A 14,651-nucleotide genomic window follows, 5' to 3' on the forward strand; every position below is an offset into this window, starting at 1 on the left:
CTCACTGACTCACCGTAGAACCACCGGCTGTACTACTAGACGAACTGATTGCCGTCCGCGCGGAGCTGCCTGCGCAGGATCTTGCCGTTCCCGTTTCGGGGCAACGCGTCCAACCACACGACGTCGTGCGGGACCTTGTACCAGGACAGGCGGGACTGGGAGAGATCGACCAGCTCGGCGGCCAGGGCATCGGTGTCGGCGCTTTCACCCGCCCCGGTATCGGGGACAGCCACCACATACGCGCGCAGACTCGTGTCCCCGGCCGGACGCCGCGCGGCGCTGACTGCCGCTTCAAGCACCCGCGGGTGGCTCTCGAGGAGCCGCTCGACCTCGCCCGGCACCACGTTCTGCCCGCCGATCACCTCGACGTCGTCGAGCCGGCCGTGCACGTGCACGACTGCGTCCTCATCGATCGACGCCAGATCCCCGGTCGGCCACCAGGTGTCGGTCAGCTGATGGGGACCGGGGCTGCTCCCCCGGGGAACGCCGCGAGCGACGAAGGGCACGCGTATGTGCAACTCACCCCGCTGTCCCGCGGGCAACGTGTCACCGCCGGCGTCGACAACGCGCACCGGCCGGTCCGGGAACGCTCGCCCGACTGCCGAGGGCAGGCCGTACGCGGCCGGCTGGCCGACAGCGATGCCGCCGAGCTCGGTCGAGCCGTAGGTGTTGACCAGCCGCTCCCCGAGGATCGGCACCAACTGCTCGCGCAGCCGAGCCGAGAGCACCTCCCCCGCGCACATCACCCGCTGAAGCCGGCCAAGCCCCTCGGCGCCACCGGGCTCGATCAGCAGCCGCGCCAGGAAGCTCGGCTGCGCGAACAGGGTCGTGACCTGGTGACGGCGCATGAGCTCGACCGCTGCCGCGGGGGTCGCACGCGGACGCGAGAGCACGGCGGTCTGCCCGGTTTCGAGCGTGGTGAACAGTGAGACGTGCAGTCCGCCCCGGAAATACATCCGCGACACCGACAGCCCGACAGCCCCCGGACCGGCGTCCCGGTACTGGTCGCGCTCGCTGATGAAGTTGTTGTGGAGGAAAAAGCACAGTTTCGGCGCGCCCGTGGTGCCGGAGGTGAAGAGAGCGACTGCCGGCGCCTCCCCGCCATCGGCGAACCGGGTGTCCGGCTCTCCGGCGACCAGCGGTTCGACCCTGGTGGTCGGGGCCAGCCCCGCGGTGTCGAGCCATCCGGCGGTGTCCGGGTCGACGACCGCCAGCGCCGGCTCCGCCGTCGCCACGTCCCGGGTCAGGTCCTCCCGACTCATCTGGACGTTGACCGGTACCGCGACGAGGCCGGCCTGCCAGGCCCCGAGCAGGCACCAGACCATCTCCATGCTGTCGGGCAGGGCGAGCAGGACCCGGTCGCCACGGCGTAACCCCGCAGCCCGGTATCCGCTCGCGACCCGCGCCGCACCGTCGAAGACCTGGTCGAAGGTCCAGGCGCGGTCGTCGACCAGGAAGGCAACCCGGTCACCCCACCCCTGGTCACGGACATGCTCAGCGAAATGCTGCGTCACGTTTTCTGACATACCTGGGGACATCTCCTTCACAAGGCAACTTTCCGCATGGTGTCGCTCACGGCCGCGCGTCAACCCTCAGCACGTGAGGACCGGCAGTACCCTAACGACGCGTTGCTGCCACCGAGTTCGAGGGGTCGCTGCTCCCGGGTGACGGTGGGTGCGCATACTTGCCATCGCCCTCGTCGCCGCCGTCCAAAGCGGGCCGGCACATACCGCCGCCCCACCCGGAACTCGTAGGCTCTCGCCATGTCCCCGCACGTCCTCATCCTCGGCGGCACCGGCGAGGCCCGTGAGCTGGCCGCCGCGCTCTTGGCGCACGGGGGTGTCCGCGTCACCACCTCGCTCGCCGGGCGCGTGGCGCGGCCGGGGGCGATCACGGGCGAGGTCCGGATCGGGGGTTTCGGCGGATCGGACGGTCTGACCGACTGGCTGCGCGAGCAGCACGTGGACGCACTCGTCGACGCCACTCACCCCTTCGCCGAGACGATCACGGCGAATGCGGCGCGGGCCACGGCGGCGACCGGTGTCCCGGCGGTGGTGCTGCGCCGCCCCGGCTGGCAGCCCGGCCCCGGGGACCGCTGGCACTCCGTCGCCTCCCTGGCCGAGGCCGCGGACCTGCTGCCGCGACTCGGTCGCCGGATTTTCCTGACCACCGGCCGTATGGGCCTTGCCGCCTTCGCCCACGTCACGGACCGCCACTTCGTCGTACGGTCCGTGGAACCGCCCCAGCCGCCGATGCCACCGCACACCGAAGTGCTCCTGGCCCGCGGCCCGTTCACGGTCGCCGACGAGTCGACCCTCTTCCACGACCACCGCATCGAGGTCCTGGTCACCAAGGACAGCGGGGGCCGGGCCACCTCCGCCAAACTCACCGCAGCCCGCGACCTGCGCCTGCCGGTCGTGATCGTCCGCCGTCCGCCCCTTCCGGACGGCGTCACCACGGCACCCGACGTCAGCGGAGTCCTGTCGTGGCTGGGCCTCGCCCCGCAGTGACCGACGGCCGCGTGCGCGACGTACGTCATTGACGGCCGCGTGCGCGACGACGTCATTTCTGACGTCCTTGCGCGCGCCCTGCATGACGGACGGACGGGTGAACGGATCAACGGGCGAACGGGCGACGGCTGCAGGAGCGCCCTACCCGTGTGCCTCAGCCCTGGGAACGCCGACGCAGCAGATACGTGTCCATGATCCAGCCCTTGCGCTCCCGCGCCTCGGCGCGCAGCCGCTCGATACGGGGCGCGGCCTCGGCGATCGGACCGGCGGCGAGGATCTCGTCCGGCGTCCCTATGTAGGCACCCCAGTAGATGTCCATGTCCTGGTCGGCGTACTGCCGGAAGGTCTGGTGGGCGTCGAGCATCACGACCACGTCGTCCACCCCCTCGGGGAAGCCCTCGGCGAGTCGCCGGCCGGTGGTGATCTGCACGGGCCGGGCGACGCGGTTCAGTCCGGTGCGGTGCCGGGCGACCAGCGCCGAGACACTGCTGATCCCGGGCACGACGTCGTACGTGAAGTCCACCTCGCCCCGGTCGAGGATCTCCTCCAGGATGCCGATCGTGCTGTCGTACAGCGCGGGATCCCCCCAGACCAGGAACGCGCCGCTCTCGTCCGCGCCCAGCTCGTCGGCTATCAGCCGCGCGTAGATCTCCGCACGGGCGCTGCGCCAGTCCCCGACGGCAGGGGAATACGCGGCGCCGCCTGCCGCCCGGTCGCGCTCCGGGTCACGCGCCTCGACCACGCGATACGCCCCCTCCGGCACATGCGTGTCGAGCATGTCCCGGCGCAGCCGCACGAGGTCCGCCTTCACCTCGCCCTTGTCCAGGACGAAGAACACGTCCGTGCTCCTCAGGGCCTTGACCGCCTGCAGGGTCAGTTGGTCGGGGTCGCCCGCGCCGATACCGATGACATGAATCTTTCGCACACCTTGAGTCTGCCCCACGGCACTGACAACGCGATCAGCGAGTCCGTCTCGATGGATTTCGGTCCGTCTCGGTGGATGCCGGTCCGCCCCTACGACGCCTCCCGCCCCCGAAGCAGCGGCGCCCGAGCCCCCGCGTCCACGCTTCCACCGTCTCCCTCCACGTCCTCCGCCAACCCCCGCGCCCAGGTCGCCAAGCCCGCCAGGTCCATGTCGTACGGCCGCCGGCGCCCGTACTCGGACGCCCACTCCGTCACGGCACCCGCACCGCGTCGCAGCAGTCGCGCGCCGCCCGGCACATTGCCCCGGGCGGCGTGGGTGAGGCCCACGGCGAGCTGGGCGAGGCCGCGCCACAGCTCGCGTTCTGCCTCGGGGCCCGCCTTCCACGCGTCCTCGAACACCTCGTGGGCGTGGAACGGCTTGCCCGCGTCCAACAGCGCCTGCGCCTCGGCGACGCTCTGCTCCGGGGTGCGGACGACCCCTTCGGGCTGTCGCTCCACGCCGTCCGTGCCGTACGGCAGCGGCCGCCCCAGTCCGTCCCGGGGCCGGGCGTTGCGGGCCCGCCCCTCGTGGTCCCGGTCCCGTGCGCCGGTCTGCCGTCCTGCGGATGCACTGCCCATACGCCGATTGTGCCGCGCCCGGCACCACGGCGGCCTCGGCCACCCCGACGCCCCGCCCTTCGAGAAGGCCTCCGACGTGCGGTAAAGTGCTGTTCGCAGGTTGCCGCGGCTCACCGCGGGAAGCGCATCGGGACGTGGCGCAGCTTGGTAGCGCACTTGACTGGGGGTCAAGGGGTCGCAGGTTCAAATCCTGTCGTCCCGACTGGAGAGAGTCGCAGGTCAGAGGCCATTTCAGAGAATCTGAAATGGCCTTTTGATCATTTTGGGGAACCATCTGGGGACAAAGCCTGCTGAAGAGGCCCGTGGCGCACCTTGACCCGGTCAAGGTGCGCCATGTGGCCCGTTGCCATGCCCGCAGTGCACCATTCAGAGGTCGTTCCCTTTATGCGCGGGCGGTGTGCTGGCCCCTGGTGTTGCCGGTGGAGTGGACCAGAATCCTGCGCAGCCGGTGGACGGGGTCGCGTTTGCACGGCCCGGCCATGACGTGGACGTCCTCCAGGACCCGGTAGGGCTCCCGCTGGTCGGCGGGGGTGTTCCGCTCGCGGTTGCGGTCGTTGACGTAGTCGACCGGGTGGATTCCACGTCCAGGTCGGCGTAGACCTCGGGCTTGACCTGGGCGGCCGGAAGCGGTGCCACGCAGTCGACCTTCGCGTCCAGCAGTGCGGTGATGTCCGGGTGGGAGACGAGTTTGGAGTCCGCGACCAGCAGGAAGTCCTTGCGGTCGGTGCTCGCAGCGGAGTACACCGCAGGCCTGACGGGAACGCGTCCCGGATTCTCTGCCGAGACGTCGGCTGTGCGAAGCGGAGGGCCGGTCGTCTCTCCTCCCTTACGCAGTACGAGTGAATGACCGGATGGTTCCCTTCGGGGCCGGCGCCAGGTCTCTACGGTTTCTGAATGGATCCGGGGACTGCGGGGGGAGGCCCTGCGGGCGGGGGACCGGTGGAGAGGCGCACCTGATGTCGGGGTTGAGGAAGTCGCCGGGTGTGCTCAGGCTCCGGGCGGGCTCCGGCCATCGGACCTGGGCACGTACCTGGGGCGTGGTCGGCGTGGCATGTCTCGTGGGAACAGTGCTGACGTTCGGCGGGTCGTGGGCCGCCGGGAGCGGGGCGGCGCGGATGGTGGCTTTTGGGCCGTCCACCGGTTGCTGGGGATTGGCGGCCTCCCTGATGCTCCGCGCGAGGGGAACGAGCGGACGGGTGCGGACGCGGCTGCTGCTGTTGGGGGGTTCCGCGGTAGCCGGAGGCGTGTACCGGGCAGCGGCCACCGTGCTGTCGGCTCAGCCTCCGGCTTCGGGACGGGACGCACGATCGTTGCTGGGTTCGGTGGTGGTGACCGGAGTGACGCTGACGGTCGGCCTGGGGATGGCCGGTCTGGTGGTCGCGGCCGATGCCGGTACAGGTCGGCACGTGTTGCTGCGGCGCGTGCTCGACGGGGTCGTCACAGCCGGGGCCGTGTTCACGACGGGATGGGTACTGCTGCGGGGCGCCGGTGACGGCTGGCGGCTGGGGACAGGGATGGTCGGTCTCCTGTGGGTCGCGGAAGTCGTGTTCCTCAGTTTTCTGTTCTCCCTGCGCCGTCTTGTGCAGAGCGACCAGAGAGCCACCTTGTGGGTCGGGATCGTCGGGCTGTCCCTCATGCTGATCAGCGACACCCTGCGACTGTGGACGGTCGGCCCGCACAGCCCCGAGGCGATGTCCTGTCAGCTGGTCGACGTCTGCGCCACCGCGGGACTGCTGGTGGCCGCTGTCGGCCCTTGGGCGCCCGGCGGGGCGAGCGCCCTGGGCACCGCTCAGCCCACGCTGCGATGGGGGATAGAGGGTGCGGCGGCGTTCATTCCCCTGACGGTCTGCACGGCCACGGCGCTGGGATATGTGCTGGCTCCGACTGCCCGAGACCCGGTGCCGCTGTTGGTCGGCGGAACGGCACTGCTGAGCCTCTGGGCTCGCCAGAGGTTCCTGCCGAGGGAGAACGCCGACACCGCCCGCTCGGTCCGTCGCGACGGTCGGTAGAGCGGCAGGTGACGCCTGGAGAAAGAAGGAATGCACTCCTCCCCTCCTCGATATGAGAAGGCGAGGAGGCGAGGAGCGCATCCACGAAACAGTAGTTACTTCTGAAATAAAATAACCAGGACGCGAAACCCGGACACGGGGATCGGTGTGGCCCGCTGGTTCCGCTAGGGCGGCGAGGGCGGCGAGTTCTCCGTCGACCAACTCGCCTATCAGTACGGAGACATCGCCCTGCGGATCGTGGGCGCGCGGCCAGGCTGACGCCAACGCCACAGTGAAGATGACATTGTTTCACGTTTACGTTACGGTCCCGCGCATGACCGACTCACGCGCGGGGCTGAGCGAGGAGCGGGCCGCCGTGGCGGACGCGTGCCGCCGGCTGGGAGCCGAGGGCCTGCTCATCGGTACGGCGGGAAACGTCAGTGTGCGGGTGGGGGAGCAGGTCGCGATCACCGCCACCGGCGCGGTGCTCGCCACCCTGACCCCGGACCAGGTGACCGTCGTCGACCTCGACGGAACGATCGTGGCCGGTGTGCTGCGGCCGACCTCGGAGCTGGATCTGCACCTCGGGGTCTACCACCGCTACGGCACCGGCGCCGTCGTACACACCCACGCCCCCATGGCCACCGCCCTGTCATGTGTGCTCGACGAACTCCCCTGCGTCCACTACCAGTTGCTCACGCTCGGCGGCACCGTACGGGTGGCGCCGTACGCCACCTTCGGCACCCCGGAACTCGCCGAGTCGGTGCTCACCGCGCTCGACGGCCGCAGCGCCGCACTCATGGCCAACCATGGCGCGCTCACCCACGCGCCGACGCTCGCCACGGCGGTCGAGCACGCGCTGCTGCTGGAGTGGGCCTGCGGTGTCTACCAGCGCGCGGCCGCCCTCGGACCGCCCCGCGTCCTCGACGAACGGCAGCAGCTCGCGGTGATCGAGGCCGCCGTCGCCCGCAACTACGGCACCACCCAGCCCGTACCACCCGTACCACCCGTTGAGGAGGGAAGCCGATGAAGGCCGTCACCATGGGCGTGCACGTACTGGACGTACTGGTGCGGCCGGTGGAGGCCATCCCCGAGGGCCAGGGCGCGACGCTGGTGGACGACATCAGGATGACCGCCGCCGGAACCGCCGGTGGCACCGCGCTCACCCTCGCCAAGCTGGGCGCGTCCGTCCGCAGCGCGGGCGCGATCGGTACCGACCCCACCGGCGACATGCTGGTACAGCTGCTCAACAGGGCAGGGATCGACACCGAGTTCCTCGTCCGCCGTGCGGACACCGCCACCTCCGCCAGCGTCCTGCCCATCCGCCCCAACGGAGACCGGCCCTCCCTGCACCTGCTCGGCGCCAACATCACCTACGGCCTCGACGACGTGCCGTGGGACGCGATCGCCGAGGCCACGCATCTGCACCTCGGCGGACCGGAGCTGATCGGCGTCGACGTCGCGGCGCGCATCCTGTCGTACGCCAAGGAGCACGGCGTCGTGACCTCCGTGGACCTCCTCGCGCCCGGTGTGCTCGGCAGCTTCGAGCAGATCGAGGCGGCGCTGCCGTACGTCGACCACCTGCTCCCCAACGACGACCAGGTCCTCGGTTTCACCGGCGAGGACGACCTGGTGGCGGGCGCGGAGAAACTCCTGGGCGCCGGAGTCGGCGTGGTCGCGGTGACACGGGGCGGCGACGGAGCGCTGCTGGTCACCGCCGAGGGCACCGAAGCGGTCCCCGCGTTCGCGATCGACGTCGTCGACACCACGGGCTGCGGGGACGCGTTCTCCGCCGGCTTCCTGCGCGGAGTGAGCCTGGGTCGTACCCCACGCGAGTCGGCCGTCCTCGGCTGCGCGACGGCGGGACTGGTGGCCCAGGGGCTCGGCAGCGACCACGGAGACTTCGACCTGGCCGCCGCCGACGAGTTCGCCATGACCCGCAAGCCGGCCCGCTGAGCGTTCCGTACCCACAGGTGTCCTGCCCTCTTGACTTGGAGCGCGCTCCAGCAAGAAGACTCCCGTTCGTGCCCCGACCGCGGGCACGAACGGGAGGGACGACCATGAAGTACCGCACGATCGGCACCGATCCGGACCACCGCCGCGAGGTCAGCGTGCTCGCCCTCGGAGCGATGCACTTCGGCTCCCGGACGGACGAAAAGACCTCCTTCGCCGTACTCGACCGCTATGTCGAGGCCGGCGGCACCTTCATCGACACATCCGACAACTACGCCTTCTGGGCCGACGGCGGCCAGGGCGGCCAGAGTGAGAAACTCCTCGGCCGCTGGCGCCGCAGCCGCGGCATCGGCGACGAGATCGTCATCGCCACCAAGCTGGGCGCCCGCCCCCTGGCCCCCGGCACCACCTACGTCGACAACGCGGAGGGCCTGTCCGCGAAGGTGATCCGGGAGGCGGCCGAACGCAGCCGGGAACGGCTCGGCGTGGACAAGCTGGATCTGCTGTACGCGCACATCGAGGACCACGCCGTCCCGCTCGCCGAGACCGTCGAAGGCTTCGCCTCACTGGTCGCCGAGGGCACGGTCGGGCTGCTCGGCGTGAGCAACCACGCCGTCTGGCGGGTGGAGCGGGCCCGCGCCCTCGCGGCGGCCGCCGGCCGGCCCGGCTACGAGGTGCTCCAGTACGAGCACAGCTACCTCCGCCCCCGGACCGACGTACCCGGCGGCCTCTTCCCCGACGGCACGCTGGCTGCCGCGGGACCGGACCTGATCGGCTATCTGCGGGCCGAGCCCGGCCTGACCCTGGTCGCCTACTCACCCCTCCTGAAGGGCGCGTACGCCCACCCCGAGCGTCCCCTGCCGCCCGGCTACGACCACCCCGGCACCCCCGCCCGCCTCGCGGCCCTGCGCGAGGTGGCCCGGGAGACCGGCGCGACCGTGAACCAGGTCGTCCTGGCCTGGCAGATCGACGGCGCGCTGCCGGTCATCCCGCTGGTCGGAGTGTCGTCGGTGGCCCAACTGGAGGAGAACCTGGCGGCGGTGGAACTTGAGCTGACGGCGGATCAGCGGACGCGGTTGGACGGGGCGCACTCCAGGTAGAGCGCCTGCGGCGGCCCGCCCGGGAGCGAGTCGTCGCCGAACCTGAGGGACGGTGCCTGTGCGCAACGGTCGCCGCCCCGTGCCGATCGCGGGCTCAGGCCCTGACCAGCAACTGGAAGTCGAAGGCATACCGCGACGCCCGATAGATGTGCGTCCCGTACTCCACCGGCCGCCCCGTGTCGTCGTACGTCGTGCGCTGCATGGTGAGCAGGGCGCTGCCCTCGTGTTCGTCGAGACGCTTCGCCTCCTCGGGGGCGGCGCTGCGCGCGCCGATGGTCTGGTGGGCGCTGTGGAGGGTGATGCCGGCGGTGCGCAGCATGCGGTAGAGGCCGGTCGACTCGAGGCGGGCGGTGTCGAGGTCGAGCAGGCCCACGGGGAGGTGGTTGCGGAGGAAGGCCACGGGCTGGCCGTGGGTGGAGCGGAGCCGCTCCAGGAGCGTGACCTCGCTGCCCTCGGTGACTTGCAGGGCGGCCGCGGCGTCGGCGGACGCGGGGACGGCCTCGTTGCGTACCACCCGGGTCGAGGGCCCCTGGCCGGCCGCCTCCAGATCGTCGTAGAGGCTGCTCAGTTCGAGCGGGCGCTTGACCTGGCTGTGCACCACCTGCGTGCCGACTCCGCGACGGCGCACCAGCAGGCCCTTGTCGACGAGGGACTGGATGGCCTGGCGGACCGTCGGGCGGGACAGGCCGAGGCGTACGGACAGGTCGATCTCGTTTCCCAGGAGGTTGCCGGGGGCGAGGACGCCGTGCTCGATCGCGGCCTCCAGTTGCTGGGCGAGTTGGTAGTACAGCGGTACCGGACTGCCGCGGTCCAGGGCGAAGTCCAGGGAGCTGAGCGTGGGGGCGGTCGCGGCACGTGGGGAGTCGCCGGGCTGCGCCATGGACGTACCTTCCTCAGGGGGTCGGGGGCGGGGCATCACGGGTGGTGGTGGGTGGCATCACAGGTGGTGGCGGGTGCCGATACAGGTGGTGGTGGCGGGTGGCGATCTCGGGGTCGCACTCCTCGCGGGCCCGTGCAGCGGTCCGGCGCTCGTGCGTGGTCTGCTCCGGCACGCCGAACACCCCGTACAGGGGTTGCGGCGGAGCAGCGCGGTCGGCGAGGCGGCGCACGTGGTCGCCGGTGGTCTTCTGAGGCCGGGCCCTGGTCGCGGTGCGATCGGAGCTGCTGATGATCAAGACACGCTCCGTTCAGGCCGTCGCGCGTGGCGCCGGGATGCTCGTCCGCGCGGTGCGCGGCTCGGGCAGGCCCGCGAGCAGGGCCTCGACCTCGGGGCCGGTCGGCATCGCGGAGGAGCAGGCGAGGCGGGAGGCGGCCAGCGCGCCCGCCGCGTTGGCGTACCGCAGGGTCTTCGCCAACTCCCAGCCCGCCAGCAGCCCGTGGCACAGCGCCCCGCCGAACGCGTCGCCCGCGCCGAGGCCGTTGACCACCTCGACCGGGACCGGCGGGACCTGGGCGACGGTACCGTCCCGGTGCACTGCCAGCACACCCTTCGAACCCTGCTTCACCACGGCCAGTTCGACCCCCGCCGCGAGCAACGCCTCGGCGCACGCCCGTGGTTCGCGGACCCCGGTGGCGATCTCGCACTCGTCGAGGTCGCCGACGGCGACGGTGGCGTGCCGCAGGGCCTCGGCGTAGTACGGACGGGCCTCGTCGGGGTCGGCCCAGAACGTCTCGCGCCAGTCCAGGTCGAAGACGGTGGTGCCCGCCCTGTCGCGAGCCTTGAGCGCGGCGAGCGTGGCCGACCGGCTCGGCTCCTCGCTCAGACCGGTGCCGGTGATCCAGAAGATCCGAGCGGACCGGATCGCGAAGTAGTCCAGGTCATCGGTGCGGATCTGCAGGTCGGGGGCGCTCGGCCGGCGGTAGAAGTGGAGCGCGAAGTCGCCCGGCGGGAGGATCTCGCAGAAGGTCACCGGGGTCGGCAGCCCGTCCACCGGGGTCACCCAGCGGTCGTCGACGCCGCACGCGGTGAGAGCGTGGTGGAGATAGGCGCCGAAGGGGTCGTCGCCGGTGCGGGTGATCACGGCGGCGTGGTGGCCGAGCCGGGCGGCGGCAACCGCCACGTTCGCGGCCGAACCTCCGAGGAACTTCTCGAAGGTCTCGACTCGTGCCAGAGGCACTCCCGGTCGCTGCGGGTAGAGATCAACTCCGATACGCCCCATACTGATCACGTCGTAGTGCCGGGCTGATCCGTCCATGCGCGACGCTCCTCGGTCCGGGCTGGGGGCGGGTCCGAGAGGGCCCGTCGCCTCCCAGGTGTAGGACTCGAAGGGCGCACTGTCAATGGTTTGTACTGACATCCGGACTAGCTTGTGAAGTGATGTCATAACAAAGTATTGACAGTGGGCGCGGCAAGGGATTGGATCCGGTCCCAGTACAACAGCCGCATTTCGCGGCCTGCGACCCGGAACCTCCAGGTCCCGGGCCCTTCGGATCCCCGTGATCCGTTTTGCTTTCCCGACGTACTCCCGTCGCACAGTGAGGTGCAGAAAAGATGGACCGCTCTTCTCGCTTCCGTTCCCGCAGAGTCGCCCCCTTCGTGGCTGTCGCCGCGGCGGCGGCCCTGACCCTCGCAGGCTGCTCCAGCAGCTCCGGCGGCAAGAAGGCCGAGGAGAGCAATGCCGGGGCCTCCGCGGGCAAGGCCAGCACTCCCCGGATGACCGTCGCGCTGGTCACCCACCAGTCGCCGGGTGACACCTTCTGGGACATCGTCCGCAAGGGTGCGCAGGCAGCCGCCGCCAAGGACAACATCAAGCTCATCTACGCGGCCGACCCGAACGCGGGCAACCAGGCCAACCTGGTGCAGAACGCGATCGACCAGAAGGTCGACGGCATCGCGATCACGCTGGCCAAGCCGGACGCCCTCAAGGACGTCGTGAACAAGGCGAAGGCCGCGAACATCCCCGTGGTCGGCCTCAACTCCGGTGTGAGCGACTGGCAGAAGCTCGGCCTCATGGAGTTCTTCGGCCAGGACGAGACGGTGGCGGGCGAGGCGCTCGGCAAGCGGCTGAACGAGGCCGGCGCCAAGAACGCCGTCTGTGTCATCCAGGAGCAGGGCAACATCGGCCTGACCCAGCGCTGTGACGGCGTGGGCAAGACCTTCACCGGCAAGCTGCAGACACTGAACGTCAACGGCACCGACATGCCGTCCGTGAAGTCGACGATCACCGCCAAGCTCAGCCAGGACAAGTCCATCGACTACGTCGTCACGCTCGGCGCCCCCTTCGCGCTGACCGCGGTGCAGGCGGCGTCCGACTCCGGCAGCAAGGCCAAGATCGCCACCTTCGACCTGAACAAGGACCTGACCTCCGCGATCAGCAAGGGCACGATCCAGTTCGCGGTCGACCAGCAGCCCTACCTCCAGGGCTACCTCGCGGTGGACTCCCTGTGGCTGTACAAGAACAACGGCAACTACAGCGGCGGCGGCGAGCAGCCGGTGCTGACCGGTCCGGCCTTCGTCGACAAGGCCAACGTCGGCAAGGTCGCCGAGTTCGCCGCGAAGGGCACTCGGTGATGAGTATGACCCAGCAGGCTGAGCCGGCGGTGCCCGCACCGTCGGCTCCCGGCCGGAAGGACACCGACGGCCGGACCGCGGAACGGTCCCTGCCCTTGCGGCTGTTGGCCCGCCCCGAGGTCGGTGTGTTCCTCGGTGCCGTCGCGGTGTACGTGTTCTTCCTGGTCTCCGCCCCGCCGGTGCGCGAGGGCAGCGCGATGGCGAACATCCTGTACCAGTCGTCGACGATCGGGATCATGGCCCTGCCCGTCGCGCTGTTGATGATCGGCGGGGAGTTCGACCTCTCGGCGGGTGTCGCGGTGGTCACCTCGGCGCTCACCGCGAGCATGCTCGCCTACCAGCTCAGCATGAACGTGTGGGTGGGGGTGATCGCGGCGCTGCTGGTGTCGCTGGCGATCGGCTTCTTCAACGGCTGGATGGTGGTCCGGACCGGCCTGCCGAGCTTCCTGGTCACCCTGGGCACCTTCCTGATCCTGCAAGGCGCGAACCTGGCCATCACCAAGCTGGTCACCGAGAACGTGGCGACCGACGACATCAGCTCCATGGACGGCTTCGACCAGGCGAAGAAGGTCTTCGCCTCCTCCTTCGAGGTCGGCGGCGTCACGGTGAAGATCACCATCGTCTACTGGCTGGTCTTCGCGGCCCTGGCCACCTGGGTGCTGCTGCGTACCAAGTACGGCAACTGGATCTTCGCGGTCGGCGGCAACAAGGACAGCGCGCGGGCCGTCGGTGTCCCGGTGACGTTCACCAAGATCTCCCTGTTCATGCTGGTCGGCGTCGGTGCCTGGTTCATCGGGATGCACCAGCTGTTCTCGTTCAACACCGTGCAGTCCGGTGAAGGCGTGGGACAGGAACTCATCTACATCTCCGCGGCGGTCATCGGCGGTTGTCTGCTGACCGGTGGCTACGGCTCGGCGATCGGCCCGGTCTTCGGTGCCTTCATGTTCGGCATGGTGCAGCAGGGCATCGTGTACGCCGGCTGGAACCCGGACTGGTTCAAGGCCTTCCTCGGCGTCATGCTCCTCGGCGCCGTCCTCATCAATCTGTGGGTCCAGCGCACGGCGACCCGGAGGTGACCCGAATGACGACCGACAAGACGTCCCAGCAATCCGGTACGCATGGAGCGGTCATCGCGGACACGGTCCCCGAGACCGACGCGGCGATCGTCGAACTGCGCGGTGCGGGTAAGGCGTACGGCAACATCCGTGCCCTGCACGGGGTCGACCTGAGGGTCCATCCCGGCAAGGTCACGTGCGTGCTGGGAGACAACGGGGCCGGCAAGTCCACCCTCATCAAGATCGTCTCCGGGCTGCACCAGCACACCGAGGGCGACTTCCTCGTCGACGGCACCCCCGTCCGTTTCTCCACGCCCCGGGAGGCCCTCGACAAGGGCATCGCCACCGTCTACCAGGACCTGGCCGTCGTCCCGCTGATGCCGGTGTGGCGCAACTTCTTCCTCGGCTCCGAGATGACCAAGGGCCCCTGGCCCGTGCGCCGCCTCGACATCGAGCGGATGAAGAAGACCGCGGACGAGGAACTGCGCAACATGGGCATCGTCCTCGACGACCTCGAACAGCCCATCGGCACCCTCTCCGGCGGCCAGCGCCAGTGCGTGGCGATCGCCCGCGCCGTCTACTTCGGCGCCCGCGTCCTCATCCTCGACGAGCCCACCGCCGCTCTCGGCGTCAAGCAGTCCGGCGTGGTGCTCAAGTACATCGCCGCCGCCCGCGACCGCGGCCTGGGCGTCATCTTCATCACCCACAACCCGCACCACGCCTACATGGTCGGCGACCACTTCAGCGTGCTGCGCCTGGGCACCATGGAACTGTCCGCCTCGCGCGAGCAGGTCAGTCTGGAAGAACTCACCAACCACATGGCCGGTGGTGCCGAACTCGCCGCTCTCAAGCACGAGTTGTCCCAGGTCAGTGGCGTCGACGTCGAGAAGCTCCCGGACGCGGGCGACCTCACCGCGCCCGTCGCGGCCACCGGCGAGGGAAAGTCCTGAGACGGCTTCCCCGCTCGACGGTGTCCGGGTCGGTTCGGCGCC

15 protein-coding genes and 1 tRNA gene are annotated in these 14,651 nt (G+C 70.2%); 9 read left to right on the forward strand and 7 right to left on the reverse strand.

Annotation, left to right across the window (positions count from 1 at the left end):
• Positions 1-35: 35 nt before the first annotated feature.
• On the reverse strand, positions 36-1,526 hold the full coding sequence (locus tag M2271_RS39605; protein WP_280892314.1) for a class I adenylate-forming enzyme family protein: 1,491 nt from the start codon (positions 1,524-1,526) through the stop codon (positions 36-38).
• A gap of 237 nt (positions 1,527-1,763) precedes the next feature.
• Between M2271_RS39605 and M2271_RS39610 the strand changes: the two genes are divergently transcribed.
• The gene (locus M2271_RS39610; RefSeq protein WP_280892315.1) at positions 1,764-2,510 is read left to right on the forward strand and encodes a cobalt-precorrin-6A reductase; all 747 of its coding nucleotides are present in this window, start codon (positions 1,764-1,766) and stop codon (positions 2,508-2,510) included.
• A gap of 154 nt (positions 2,511-2,664) precedes the next feature.
• Here the strand turns inward: M2271_RS39610 and cobF are convergent, their stop codons facing one another.
• Positions 2,665-3,435 carry a precorrin-6A synthase (deacetylating) gene (gene cobF, locus M2271_RS39615; protein ID WP_280892316.1) on the reverse strand — a complete coding sequence of 257 codons (771 nt, stop codon included), beginning with the start codon at positions 3,433-3,435 and terminating at the stop codon, positions 2,665-2,667.
• 89 nt (positions 3,436-3,524) lie between these two features.
• The gene (locus M2271_RS39620) at positions 3,525-4,052 is read right to left on the reverse strand and encodes a DUF309 domain-containing protein (protein WP_280892317.1); all 528 of its coding nucleotides are present in this window, start codon (positions 4,050-4,052) and stop codon (positions 3,525-3,527) included.
• Positions 4,053-4,180: 128 nt separating this feature from the next.
• Between M2271_RS39620 and M2271_RS39625 the strand changes: the two genes are divergently transcribed.
• Positions 4,181-4,254: transfer RNA gene (locus M2271_RS39625), tRNA-Pro, on the forward strand.
• A gap of 164 nt (positions 4,255-4,418) precedes the next feature.
• Here M2271_RS39625 and M2271_RS39630 read toward each other — a convergent pair.
• On the reverse strand, positions 4,419-4,796 hold the full coding sequence (locus tag M2271_RS39630) for a hypothetical protein (RefSeq protein WP_280892318.1): 378 nt from the start codon (positions 4,794-4,796) through the stop codon (positions 4,419-4,421).
• Positions 4,797-5,248: 452 nt separating this feature from the next.
• Between M2271_RS39630 and M2271_RS39635 the strand changes: the two genes are divergently transcribed.
• The 4 genes from M2271_RS39635 (at position 5,249) to M2271_RS39650 (ending at position 9,093) form a co-directional block, all read left to right on the forward strand.
• Positions 5,249-6,061: a hypothetical protein gene (locus M2271_RS39635; RefSeq protein ID WP_280892319.1), complete on the forward strand. Its 813-nt coding sequence runs from the start codon at positions 5,249-5,251 to the stop codon at positions 6,059-6,061.
• Positions 6,062-6,374: 313 nt separating this feature from the next.
• Positions 6,375-7,070 carry a class II aldolase/adducin family protein gene (locus M2271_RS39640; protein WP_280892320.1) on the forward strand — a complete coding sequence of 232 codons (696 nt, stop codon included), beginning with the start codon at positions 6,375-6,377 and terminating at the stop codon, positions 7,068-7,070.
• Positions 7,067-7,996 (forward strand): carbohydrate kinase family protein, encoded by a 930-nt coding sequence (locus M2271_RS39645; protein WP_280892321.1) that lies wholly within the window; start codon positions 7,067-7,069, stop codon positions 7,994-7,996. The genes M2271_RS39640 and M2271_RS39645 overlap by 4 nt, the downstream gene beginning before the upstream one ends.
• 104 nt (positions 7,997-8,100) lie before the next feature.
• Positions 8,101-9,093: an aldo/keto reductase gene (locus M2271_RS39650; RefSeq protein WP_280892322.1), complete on the forward strand. Its 993-nt coding sequence runs from the start codon at positions 8,101-8,103 to the stop codon at positions 9,091-9,093.
• 94 nt (positions 9,094-9,187) lie between these two features.
• On the opposite strand, the gene M2271_RS39655 is transcribed toward M2271_RS39650, so the two are convergent.
• Genes M2271_RS39655 through iolC form a run of 3 tightly spaced genes read right to left on the reverse strand, consistent with a single transcriptional unit; the run spans position 9,188 to position 11,288 of the window.
• Complete coding sequence (locus M2271_RS39655; RefSeq protein ID WP_280892323.1) at positions 9,188-9,973, reverse strand: GntR family transcriptional regulator; 786 nt, start codon at positions 9,971-9,973, stop codon at positions 9,188-9,190.
• A 13-nt stretch (positions 9,974-9,986) separates the two neighbouring features.
• Positions 9,987-10,268 (reverse strand): hypothetical protein, encoded by a 282-nt coding sequence (locus M2271_RS39660; RefSeq protein ID WP_280892324.1) that lies wholly within the window; start codon positions 10,266-10,268, stop codon positions 9,987-9,989.
• Positions 10,269-10,280: 12 nt separating this feature from the next.
• Positions 10,281-11,288 (reverse strand): 5-dehydro-2-deoxygluconokinase, encoded by a 1,008-nt coding sequence (iolC, locus tag M2271_RS39665; protein WP_280892325.1) that lies wholly within the window; start codon positions 11,286-11,288, stop codon positions 10,281-10,283.
• Between the two features lie 296 nt (positions 11,289-11,584).
• Between iolC and M2271_RS39670 the strand changes: the two genes are divergently transcribed.
• Genes M2271_RS39670 through M2271_RS39680 form a run of 3 tightly spaced genes read left to right on the forward strand, consistent with a single transcriptional unit; the run spans position 11,585 to position 14,609 of the window.
• On the forward strand, positions 11,585-12,604 hold the full coding sequence (locus M2271_RS39670; protein ID WP_280892326.1) for a sugar ABC transporter substrate-binding protein: 1,020 nt from the start codon (positions 11,585-11,587) through the stop codon (positions 12,602-12,604).
• Entirely contained in the window at positions 12,604-13,680 is a 1,077-nt protein-coding gene (locus M2271_RS39675; RefSeq protein ID WP_280892327.1) for an ABC transporter permease, read from the forward strand. Before M2271_RS39670 ends, M2271_RS39675 begins: the two co-directional genes overlap by 1 nt.
• A 5-nt stretch (positions 13,681-13,685) precedes the next feature.
• Positions 13,686-14,609: an ATP-binding cassette domain-containing protein gene (locus tag M2271_RS39680; protein ID WP_280892328.1), complete on the forward strand. Its 924-nt coding sequence runs from the start codon at positions 13,686-13,688 to the stop codon at positions 14,607-14,609.
• Positions 14,610-14,651: the final 42 nt, after the last annotated feature.

The organism is Streptomyces sp. LBL, assembly GCF_029893585.1.
GTDB lineage: Bacteria > Actinomycetota > Actinomycetes > Streptomycetales > Streptomycetaceae > Streptomyces.

What these genes read in the sequence shown, in the direction of transcription:
- M2271_RS39605 (WP_280892314.1), bottom strand. Translation starts at nt 1,526, where the DNA reads ATGTCAGAAAACGTGACGCAGCATTTCGCTGAGCATGTCCGTGACCAG.
- M2271_RS39610 (WP_280892315.1), top strand. Translation starts at nt 1,764, where the DNA reads ATGTCCCCGCACGTCCTCATCCTCGGCGGCACCGGCGAGGCCCGTGAG.
- M2271_RS39620 (WP_280892317.1), bottom strand. Translation starts at nt 4,052, where the DNA reads ATGGGCAGTGCATCCGCAGGACGGCAGACCGGCGCACGGGACCGGGAC.
- M2271_RS39640 (WP_280892320.1), top strand. Translation starts at nt 6,375, where the DNA reads ATGACCGACTCACGCGCGGGGCTGAGCGAGGAGCGGGCCGCCGTGGCG.
- M2271_RS39645 (WP_280892321.1), top strand. Translation starts at nt 7,067, where the DNA reads ATGAAGGCCGTCACCATGGGCGTGCACGTACTGGACGTACTGGTGCGG.
- M2271_RS39650 (WP_280892322.1), top strand. Translation starts at nt 8,101, where the DNA reads ATGAAGTACCGCACGATCGGCACCGATCCGGACCACCGCCGCGAGGTC.
- M2271_RS39655 (WP_280892323.1), bottom strand. Translation starts at nt 9,973, where the DNA reads ATGGCGCAGCCCGGCGACTCCCCACGTGCCGCGACCGCCCCCACGCTC.
- iolC (WP_280892325.1), bottom strand. Translation starts at nt 11,288, where the DNA reads ATGGACGGATCAGCCCGGCACTACGACGTGATCAGTATGGGGCGTATC.
- M2271_RS39670 (WP_280892326.1), top strand. Translation starts at nt 11,585, where the DNA reads ATGGACCGCTCTTCTCGCTTCCGTTCCCGCAGAGTCGCCCCCTTCGTG.
- M2271_RS39675 (WP_280892327.1), top strand. Translation starts at nt 12,604, where the DNA reads ATGAGTATGACCCAGCAGGCTGAGCCGGCGGTGCCCGCACCGTCGGCT.
- M2271_RS39680 (WP_280892328.1), top strand. Translation starts at nt 13,686, where the DNA reads ATGACGACCGACAAGACGTCCCAGCAATCCGGTACGCATGGAGCGGTC.